Consider the following 8,659-nt stretch of genomic DNA (forward strand, 5'->3'; position numbering starts at 1 on the left):
CGATCTTCCCCTTCGATGAACCGACCCATGCCGACCTCCCCCAGGTGAGATCACAAGTCTAGCTCAAATCAGGGTTTTGACACAGCCTCGGTCGAATGCGGATGGACCGCCTCCGGTCGTCCGCTTTCCCGGCGCCGATCGGCTCGGCTTGGTGGAAAGCCGATGGTGTCGAGGATTGAGCTTGCATGAAAAAGGCGTCTTCCGATTAGGAAAGACGCCCTTTGGAATGGTGGAGAGTTGGATCGATCAGGGACGTGGAAAGCGACCGATCCGGCGCTCGAGGAAACGGAACAGCTCCGCCGAATAGAGCGTGGCCATCGCGGTCAGCAACATGCCGGCGCCTTGGGAGAACGCGAGACCCAAGCTGGTGAGCCACATCATGCTGAGCACGGCGACCACGCCGCCAAGGAGAAGGGTTGCGACGTATGTGCCCATGTGGATCTCCCTGCGAGTGCGCGTGAACGTATGTCCGCTCCATATTCGAGCATAGCGCCGATGGGTTTCTGCATCTTCAACGGGAGGGGCATCGACCCGATCCGTCAAGTTTGAGGGAGCGGCATCCTGTCATCGACCGCCCATCGCTTTGGGAGGCGGGCGCTGCGGCAAACCGATCCGGCGCCGACATTCGTTCATCGCGAGGCGAATGCACTCGTTGCCGTCCTCGTGTCGGAACTGCATCCAGAAATCGCGCCGTTCCTCGTGGGTCTGGCCGATGCCGGCAAGCCGTTCGTACTGGCCGACAGTGGTGTTCTCGCGCTCGATGCGCGCGGCGGTCTCTGGATCGAGGAGCGGGGCGTCGGGAATGCCGGTCATGCCGCGATCGCCTGGGGCTCGCCGCTCGATAGGGGCATGTTGTGAACCGTGGCGCCGATCGCGGCGTAGAGCGGTGCGTAGTCGGTAGTCGTCAAAGACGAGAGCGAGTGGCGCGCGCCATCGATGCGCCATGCCCGCGATGGTCCGACGGCGACCATGGGGCCGCAAACGACGAGCTTGCGGTATGGCTCGATGGGGCATTCTCGCGCATCGATGACGGTGACACCGGCCTCGATCGCCGCGGGCACGAGCTGCTCGATCAAGGCTTGGGAGAAGCCGGACCACGAGGCGCTGGCGGTCTGCGTCGGCACCTCCAGGCTGGCGATATAGCTCGGCCCGATCTGCAACAGAACGTCGGGCTGCTGGATCGCCTCCAGGATATCGGGTCGAACGAGGGGGAAGCGAGTGGGGTCCAAGGGCATATCGATCGCCATCGACGAGCCGGGAAAGCCTCGCTCTCCTCTTGTCAGCCCGTCATACGGGCTCCCCTGTCTTTCGCTCGAGAATAGCAGGCGTCGATCAGCTCATGCTGTCCTGTCGACGCCCTTCATGGCTTTGCGCCTGGCGACGAACTCACGGGCCAGAGGGAGGAAGAACGCCTTGCTGAAGGCACCGAGCGGCGGCATCGGCTCGAGGTAGTAGGAGTGGCCGATGCGTTCAACGTTGTATTCGTCCAGCACGATCCACAGACGAAGGTCGATGTCCAAGCCCGCCCGACGCTTCTCGATCGTTGGAATCTCGGCGGCGAACTGATCTGGGCGCGGCGGCGTCTTCGTGATGGGAAAGAGGTAGAGCAGATCGCCATCCGGCCTTGGAAGGCGGACACCGACGGCGACCTTGCGAGGTTTGTCGGTCTCGATGCGTTTGGCGTCACGGACCCAAAGGTACTCATATCGAATGACGACACCGCTCTTGAACTCGTCGTAGCTCACGGCCGCTCTCCATCGCCTTCCTGCGCGTAGGCTTCGACGGCCGCAGCGAATTCGTCCAGAACATCGACCGGCATCGCCTCGATCGTTCCTGTCATGCGCATGTCAGCGCGCTGCCTGAGGCGGTCGTAGTCCTCGATGTTCATCAGCACCAAGCGCGGCTTGTTACGCTGGGTGATAGCGACCGGGTGTCGGAGCGCCTGGGCAATGATGTCGCCCGATTTGCGAGACAGATCGCTGGTCGAATAGGTGTCCGTGAAATCAGCCATGTCGGCTCCCATAAATTACAGCATTGTTGAACTTTACAGCATTGCTGCTTCTCGAACAACGGTGCTGAGGCGTTTAGACCGAACGGCCTTCGACATCCTCGATCGACGTCCTGGCCCAATTTCCCGACACGCGGGCAATGACAGGCCGGGTGTCGGCCATCTGCGCCAGGCGCTCGATCCGAGCGAGGTCCTCGTCGCTCACCTTGCCGAACACCTCGAGGTCCACCCAATGGCCACTGCGCCCGACGTGACTGTCGCGAAGGCGATGGTTGGACGAGGTGTAGAAGCTCTCGTTGGGCTCAACGAGGCGAACCATGGAATGGAGGATCAGGAAGCCCGATCCGATGTTGCCGCAGAAGATGAACTTGTCGGCCGGGATGGTCTTCGGCCCTCCCCCGACCTTGGACTGGCCGATCTGGCGGAACGCCTCGTCGAAGCTCGCCGGATCCAGGGTGACGCGCGGTTTGATCTCCGGATGGAAGCGCCAGGGCGGACGCTCGGGATCGACCCGCCCGACGTCGATCTTGTGGAACAGATCGAGGAGATAGGTCGGGTCGGCAGGATAGGGGCAGTCGCGCCATAGGGCACGAAGGAGCTGGCGCATGTTGTCGCCATGGCTCCAGAGCTTGCTGCGAGCCTTGCGCCACCTGGCGGCGCGCTCATTGCGCCCTCGCTGCTGGGCGATCGGCCAGCTTTCATGGCACCGCGCCATCTCGGTGTCGACGTCGTGCTGGGTTTCGCGGATCAGCTCCGCGAACAGCGGGAGCTTGTCGCACTTCTGGCGCTGCGAGCGCACGAAGGCCGCTCGCTTGCGTGGGGTCTCGTTGTCGCCTTCGACACGAGGCCATCGATTGAAGCGCATGGGTGAGCCTCCTACGGCTTGCTGTGAGGGTTCTGCGCGGCCTGAAGCCAGAGGCGGAGGTCGCGGCGCATGAAACCGATCGGACCGTTGATCTCTGTGATCGTGGCATCGGATGCGAGGCAGCCCATCTCGCGAAAGCCGACGAGGAAGGCGCGCATCACCTCGAGGTAGAGGGCGCCGCCAATCAGGGCGACATCGCGCAGCGGCTCGCGCGCGGCGTGGTGGAACCCGGCGATCTCGACGCCGGGATGGATGCCGGCGTCGTCGGGCATCGAAGGGAGGCGGGGACGAGGCCATCGCGTCGTCATCCCGCCAGCGATCATGGCGTCGGTCAGGTCGCGGGTCAGGCGCACATCGTAGTCGGCGATCTCGGCGGAAGCCGATCGGAACCCGTAGCGTGCGGACAGGAAGGCTACCTGGGCGAGCGATCCGTTGGGATCGACGCTGCGCAGCGTCTGCCACAGGGGACCGTTGTAGCGCTCGATGGCAGGCATTCGGCCCGCGCCTTCGCGTTTCGTGCCCGAACACGCCATGATCGCCAAGCGCGCGGGCCGCTGCCGGCTCCGCGCCGGAGGAACGGTGCGGTCGAGCAGCGGGAGATGCCATGCGACCTTCAAGGCGCACGTCCTTTCCGAGCGACCTTGGCACTTTCGGCCGCGTTCAGCGCGGCGACGACGGCGTCGATGCCTTTCTGATCGGACGAGGTTTCGATAATGCGCAGCTCGGCCGCGGCCCATCCCTTGTCGCGGTAGTCGTCCCGCTCGGCTTCCACGACCTTCCGGTCGTAGTCGCCGAAGTCGGGGCACCACTGGTTCGAGATCGGGTGCTTCAGGTCGCGGGTGAGAAGCGTGTGATAGGTGCGGGGGGCCACGGTCGGGCTTCCTTTCGTCGGGACGATGCGGAAAGGCGCAGCATCAAGCCGCCGCGGCCTGGCGCGCTTTCACGAGGGCCGCGATGGCGATGACGGTCTCGTGGTCGAGGCCGTTGAGCTCCAGCGAGGACGAGCCGCCTCGGCTCAGGCGGATGCGGCCGAAGACCGTGCCGTCGTGCAGAACGTGGGAGCGACCGTCGTTGTCGCGCGGATCGGACACGCCGGGTCCGGCAACCTCGGCCAGCGCCGCGCTGGCGCGCGCGAGGCGATCGGCGGTTTCGAGGCGGCGGTTTTCGGCCACGATCTGGCGCTGGAAGTCGGGCTCGCACGGCGTCACGACGTTGGCGATCAGCTCGGCCGCGATGTCCGCAAGCGGCTTTGCCGGATCGAAGACATGCGGGGTGCGGCGTCGGATGAAGGGCTGAGGCGCGGCGCGATCGTGAACGACATGGCCACGCACGCGCGGCACGTCCATGCTGGCGACGGCCTGCTTGCCATGGCTCGCGATGCGAAGGCGAAAGCCATCCTCGCGAACGAGGCTGTAGGTGGCGTAGTGGCTGGCGGAGTGCGCTTCCTCGGGGTGAGCCGGCATCCAGGCCTGTCCGGTCTTGGCGGCCAGGGCATCGGCGAGCTGGAAGGCAAAGCTCGTCCACTGCGTCTGGAGGGCGCCGCCTTCGCGTGCGAAGGTTTCGGCGTAGCGCTCGGCAAATCCGATCATCGGGGTCGCTCCCGACGAGCCGGGAAAGCCTCGCTCTCCTCTTGTCAGCCCGTCGTGCGGGCTCCCCTTCCTCTCCCTCTCAGAGCGGCAGTTCAGTCCGGAAAATCGAACCGGATATGACCATGCTCGCGCATCACCGCATTGAACCGTTGGTTGAGCATGTCTGCAAGGGTCTCGGCGTCCTTGAGCGCGTCCAGCGGATCGAGGGTGAGTGCGACCTTGAACGCTTCATGGAGCCAAGGGCTCGTGGTCGGATGGGTCATCAGGGCTGCGATGGAACGGTCGATCGCGGCAAGGTCCGGACCACCGAACAGCGCCTGAAGGTCCCGCTTCTTGTGCTCGTTCATGCTGCCTCCGGTGTGCCAGCGCCGGATGGCGCTGGACGATCGTTTGGTGAGCCTCGTTTCACGCGGCGAGCGCCTTGGGGGCGGCTGTAGCCTGGTCGAGGATCCAGTCCGATGCCTTAGAGGCCATTGATGCGGCGGAGAAGATGGCCTTATTGTCGCCCTTCAGCACCTCGAGCCAGGAGCCGATGTAGTCGGCATGGCGCACGGTGGGCTCGATGTTGTGGGCAGCACAGAGGTAGGCCGCTGCGATCTCGGCCACGAGTTCCTCGCGTGCGTATTTCTGAGTGCCGAACCGGTCGAACTCGCGGTCCAGGCGATGCTTGGCCCCTGTCGCGTGACCGAGCTCGTGGAAAGCCGTCCTGTACCAGTTGATGGGGTCGTTGTAGGCCGCCATGAGGGGGATGGCGATCACGTCGTCGGCGGGGCGATAGAACGCCTTGTCGGGGTGGTTGATGAACCGGACGCCGGATGCGGAGATGGTGCGATCGGCGGCCTCGACGCGCGGAAGATCGCAGCGAAGATCGATGTCCAGCGGGATGATCCCGGTGATGGCCTCGTCCAGCCCGTCGCACTGCGCGACGTTGAAGACGGTGTAGGCTTTCAGGAACGGGACGAGCGACGCATCGCGGCCTTCCTCGGCAGCGCGCGCCTTCTCGCCCTTGGGCGTGTAGGTGCCGGCGCGAACGATCTGCGTGCCCTTCTCGCCCTTGCGTACGCTACCGCCGGCTTCGAGGGCCTGCGGAAAGGTGAGCCAGCGCTGGGTCGGAAAGGCTTATTCCGATCCATGCAGCCACAGAAGCAGGACGTTGATGCCGGAGTAGTTGTTGCCGGTGGTGGCATTGGCCGGGAAGGAGAAGCCAGCCTTTCCGACACCGGACTTCCAGGGCTTGGTCCAGGGCAGGACGCCGCCTTCGAGGTCGCTGACGATCTTGGCGGTCACGGTGTCGTAGATCGAGGCGCGTGTTTCGGTGGAATAGCGGGTCATGTCGAAGATCCTTCGACGGGCCGGAGGCTCCAGTGCCTCTCTCTCGCTCAAAGCCCGTCGCCGGGCTTTCCCTTCCTCTACCTCTTAGTGAGCGATGGTCCAGGGTCGCGGTTTCGACCTATCGTTGAGCTCGGTTTTCACTGCGCTGCAAAATGGTACGGCAGGGTTTTGTAATGACACCAGAAACGTGCGTTCTTTCAATCTGAGCGGCCTATTAGAAGCTCAAGGATGTGACCTATGGTGCCACGAATGAGGGACCATGGGGTCGCGTCGTCCATGTCTCATGCTTTCCGCCTTGGAAAATCACCCGTTGCGGTTGATGATCCTCCGCGAGCTACAACGGCGCATTTTAGTTTGGTTAGCGGTAAGGCTGGTCTAGTATGTCGACTGGGGGACATGAGACAGAGGCGGGAACGTCAGTGACTAAACCGAAGCAGGGTGGTTTCGACCCCTTGGACGTTCACATCGGTTTGCGCATTCGGGCAACCCGGAAAGCGCGCCACATGAGGGTGGACGAAGTCAGGGATCGCCTTGGCAACATTGTCACGTCGCAGCAGCTTCAGAAGTACGAGTCCGGAGCGAACCGCGTCTCGGCCTCGATGATGTTTCGGATCGCCTCCATCCTGGAGGTGCATCCAGGCCATTTCTTCTCGGGCTTGGTTGATCCCAATACCCGCCAGACACTGCCGGAAGTGAACCTTCAAAGCCACAAGCTGCTCCGGCAGCTTGATGGGGTGGATGCGGAGATGGCAGAACTCGTCGGAAAAATTCTGGTGAGGTCAAAACGCATTGCCACGAAGAGCTAAATTTCTCCTGACGCTTGCCCTGACGGGGCTCTTCATCGCGCCCATCGACGCTCGCGCGGACGCGAAGCGGATCGAGGGCGTGGCAACGGTGGTCGACGGCGACACATTGAATTTCGAAGGGTCGGGCGAGCGCGTCCGGCTTTATGGGATCGACGCCCCTGAAAGCAGTCAGACCTGTGACGACGCTTCGGGCAAGCGGTATCTCTGCGGCACGAAGGCCGCTGAGTATCTAGCGGACCTCGTCGGCCGATCAGGCCAGGTGACGTGTTTCTGGAGCGAGCGCGACCGCTACGATCGACCGGTCGCGGAGTGCGTGAAGCCGGACAACACCGTGTTGAATGCCGAAATGGTGCGTGCGGGTTTTGCGATCGTCTTCAAGCGATACCGCGACGGTCGCTACGATCCGGAAGAAGCGCAAGCGAAGGCCGCCCAAAACGGCCTTTGGGCAGGGACGTTCGTTCAGCCAGAAGAGTGGCGCCGCGGCGAGCGTCTGGCCAGCGAACAGGCTTCAACCGGCCAGTCAGCAAATTGCCCGATCAAGGGGAATATCAGCGGTTCCGGGCGGATCTACCATTCACCCGGCCAGGAGAACTACGCCGGGACACAGATCGACGTCGCTCGCGGTGAGCGGTGGTTCTGTTCGGCGGAAGAGGCGAAGGCGGCAGGCTGGAGACCCGCCGGACGCTGAGCGGATCCTCGAACGCGGCCGACCGGGCGAGCGAAGCGTCGGCCCGGTCGGGGACGATCAGAGTGCTCGGATGTCCTCCAGAACGCTGGGGGCGTTCTCGGCTGTTATGTGCCATGCCTTGGCGCCGGTGTTCCATTCGGAACGCCCTTCGATCAGCGGCATCATGTGGTCATGAAGGCGGCCGTGGAAGTGCCACCAGAGGCCGACGTTGCCTTCATCGAAATGGTAGACGATGACCGGGCCGATCGACGTCTCGACACGCTCGCGAGTGTCGGAGACGTGAACCGGGATGATGAAGTTCGGGAGCTTCTCGTAGTCGGCTTGCAGCATGGCAATTTTCCGGTGAGGGTTAGCGGTAGCGGCCAGTGAAGAGGTCGCCCATAGCCTTTGTCGAGCGCCAGGTTAGCCATCGCGACAGCCGATGGTGTGGGCGGTCGTGAATCAGATGGCATCGTTGGCAGAGCGCTCGCAGGTTCGTGGGCGCATTGTTGGAGATGTCCTGATCGAGGTGAGCGCAGGCGAGAACGACGTAGGTGAAGCGCGCCTTGATCTCGGACGGAAGGTTGAAGGGGTTGGGCAGATTGGTGCGAACCGCCCTCCCCTTGTCGTCCCGCCAGCGTTTCGCCTCGTCGTCGTACCAACGGCCATCGGCCAGTTGGCAGACGAGCTGCTTATGTGGACGCCCGCATTGCTCGCACCGCCCCTTGGCGCGGCGGAAGCGGATCGAGTCCGATAGCTGTGGCCAGTCGATCGGATAGAAGCCGCGCATCTCTGGCTTGATCGGCACGGTGAGGTCCGGGGGTTCGGACCGAAGTGGTCCATGGTCGATAGGGTTGACCCTGAGTCTAGCGGAAGGCCGACTCGTCGGCCAAGCGAGAAATGGGTACCGGTAGGGTTGGTGCGTCAGCGATCGTCACCCGAATGGGACGAGACCTGGAAGGGCTCGGGGAGCACGGCTCCTAGAGCGCGGCCCGCAGGGGACGCCCCTTCACGGTTGTCACCGAGCTTGGGTGAGGTTGCCGTCGGCCATGGCTTGCGCCAAAGCGGCGAGCTGCTGGCCTGCTCGGGGGGCTTTCTCATTGATCCGCTGCATACAGGTATTCAGGGACGTTGAGTCCGGTGTTGCCGGCGCCCCGATGCCATCGATACCGGCCATGAAGTCGATGATGGGTGTCAAATCGCTTGGAATGCTGGCCCCCTTTTCGCGCCGAATGCTGGCCCCTTTCGTTGAAGGTTGGCCGCGACATGCCGAGGGTGTCGATGCCGGGTGGAAACTGGTTCTCCCGCAAACTGTGTGAAGCTGTCAGGTTGATGCGAGAACGCGCTCGCGGAGGAGATCGAAGCCGGCTCGGCCATACATCGTTCTCTTGA

At 63.4% G+C, this 8,659-nt stretch carries 16 protein-coding genes and 1 pseudogene; 2 read left to right on the forward strand and 15 right to left on the reverse strand.

The window, feature by feature from the left end:
• Positions 1-246: 246 nt before the first annotated feature.
• The 12 genes and pseudogenes from GGR04_RS23405 to GGR04_RS24205 form a co-directional block, all read right to left on the reverse strand.
• Positions 247-435 carry a hypothetical protein gene (locus tag GGR04_RS23405; protein WP_183202980.1) on the reverse strand — a complete coding sequence of 63 codons (189 nt, stop codon included), beginning with the start codon at positions 433-435 and terminating at the stop codon, positions 247-249.
• 129 nt (positions 436-564) lie between these two features.
• Positions 565-813, reverse strand: coding sequence for a hypothetical protein (locus GGR04_RS23410; RefSeq protein ID WP_183202982.1), 249 nt, complete (start codon positions 811-813; stop codon positions 565-567).
• Positions 810-1,229 (reverse strand): hypothetical protein, encoded by a 420-nt coding sequence (locus tag GGR04_RS23415; protein ID WP_183202984.1) that lies wholly within the window; start codon positions 1,227-1,229, stop codon positions 810-812. The genes GGR04_RS23410 and GGR04_RS23415 overlap by 4 nt, the downstream gene beginning before the upstream one ends.
• Positions 1,230-1,337: 108 nt before the next feature.
• Complete coding sequence (locus GGR04_RS23420) at positions 1,338-1,745, reverse strand: hypothetical protein (protein WP_183202986.1); 408 nt, start codon at positions 1,743-1,745, stop codon at positions 1,338-1,340.
• Entirely contained in the window at positions 1,742-2,011 is a 270-nt protein-coding gene (locus tag GGR04_RS23425) for a type II toxin-antitoxin system prevent-host-death family antitoxin (RefSeq protein ID WP_183202988.1), read from the reverse strand. The genes GGR04_RS23420 and GGR04_RS23425 overlap by 4 nt, the downstream gene beginning before the upstream one ends.
• Before the next feature lie 73 nt (positions 2,012-2,084).
• Positions 2,085-2,873 carry a hypothetical protein gene (locus tag GGR04_RS23430; RefSeq protein WP_183202989.1) on the reverse strand — a complete coding sequence of 263 codons (789 nt, stop codon included), beginning with the start codon at positions 2,871-2,873 and terminating at the stop codon, positions 2,085-2,087.
• A gap of 11 nt (positions 2,874-2,884) precedes the next feature.
• Positions 2,885-3,367, reverse strand: coding sequence for a hypothetical protein (locus GGR04_RS23435; RefSeq protein ID WP_246393603.1), 483 nt, complete (start codon positions 3,365-3,367; stop codon positions 2,885-2,887).
• Positions 3,368-3,486: 119 nt separating this feature from the next.
• Positions 3,487-3,744: a hypothetical protein gene (locus GGR04_RS23440; protein WP_183202991.1), complete on the reverse strand. Its 258-nt coding sequence runs from the start codon at positions 3,742-3,744 to the stop codon at positions 3,487-3,489.
• Positions 3,745-3,787: 43 nt separating this feature from the next.
• Positions 3,788-4,462: a hypothetical protein gene (locus tag GGR04_RS23445; protein ID WP_183202993.1), complete on the reverse strand. Its 675-nt coding sequence runs from the start codon at positions 4,460-4,462 to the stop codon at positions 3,788-3,790.
• A 92-nt stretch (positions 4,463-4,554) separates the two neighbouring features.
• On the reverse strand, positions 4,555-4,809 hold the full coding sequence (locus tag GGR04_RS23450) for a hypothetical protein (RefSeq protein ID WP_183203006.1): 255 nt from the start codon (positions 4,807-4,809) through the stop codon (positions 4,555-4,557).
• A 58-nt stretch (positions 4,810-4,867) separates the two neighbouring features.
• On the reverse strand, positions 4,868-5,413 hold the full coding sequence (locus GGR04_RS24200) for a zincin-like metallopeptidase domain-containing protein (protein WP_312857517.1): 546 nt from the start codon (positions 5,411-5,413) through the stop codon (positions 4,868-4,870).
• Positions 5,405-5,794 (reverse strand): annotated as a pseudogene (locus tag GGR04_RS24205) (ArdC-like ssDNA-binding domain-containing protein); the annotation flags it as partial. The pseudogene GGR04_RS24205 and the gene GGR04_RS24200, both read right to left, overlap by 9 nt.
• Before the next feature lie 380 nt (positions 5,795-6,174).
• Here GGR04_RS24205 and GGR04_RS23460 point away from each other — a divergent pair.
• Complete coding sequence (locus GGR04_RS23460; RefSeq protein ID WP_281383161.1) at positions 6,175-6,600, forward strand: helix-turn-helix domain-containing protein; 426 nt, start codon at positions 6,175-6,177, stop codon at positions 6,598-6,600.
• A 79-nt stretch (positions 6,601-6,679) separates the two neighbouring features.
• Positions 6,680-7,288 carry a thermonuclease family protein gene (locus tag GGR04_RS23465; protein ID WP_312857516.1) on the forward strand — a complete coding sequence of 203 codons (609 nt, stop codon included), beginning with the start codon at positions 6,680-6,682 and terminating at the stop codon, positions 7,286-7,288.
• A gap of 57 nt (positions 7,289-7,345) precedes the next feature.
• Here the strand turns inward: GGR04_RS23465 and GGR04_RS23470 are convergent, their stop codons facing one another.
• The 3 genes from GGR04_RS23470 to GGR04_RS23790 form a co-directional block, all read right to left on the reverse strand.
• On the reverse strand, positions 7,346-7,618 hold the full coding sequence (locus tag GGR04_RS23470; RefSeq protein ID WP_183202997.1) for a hypothetical protein: 273 nt from the start codon (positions 7,616-7,618) through the stop codon (positions 7,346-7,348).
• Positions 7,619-7,637: 19 nt separating this feature from the next.
• Positions 7,638-8,075 carry a hypothetical protein gene (locus GGR04_RS23475; RefSeq protein ID WP_183203000.1) on the reverse strand — a complete coding sequence of 146 codons (438 nt, stop codon included), beginning with the start codon at positions 8,073-8,075 and terminating at the stop codon, positions 7,638-7,640.
• 289 nt (positions 8,076-8,364) lie between these two features.
• Positions 8,365-8,659, reverse strand: a 295-nt coding sequence (locus GGR04_RS23790; RefSeq protein ID WP_210291957.1) for a hypothetical protein, incomplete at its 5' end; no start/stop codon positions are given.

The organism is Aureimonas pseudogalii, assembly GCF_014196835.1.
GTDB classification, from domain to species: domain Bacteria; phylum Pseudomonadota; class Alphaproteobacteria; order Rhizobiales; family Rhizobiaceae; genus Aureimonas; species Aureimonas pseudogalii.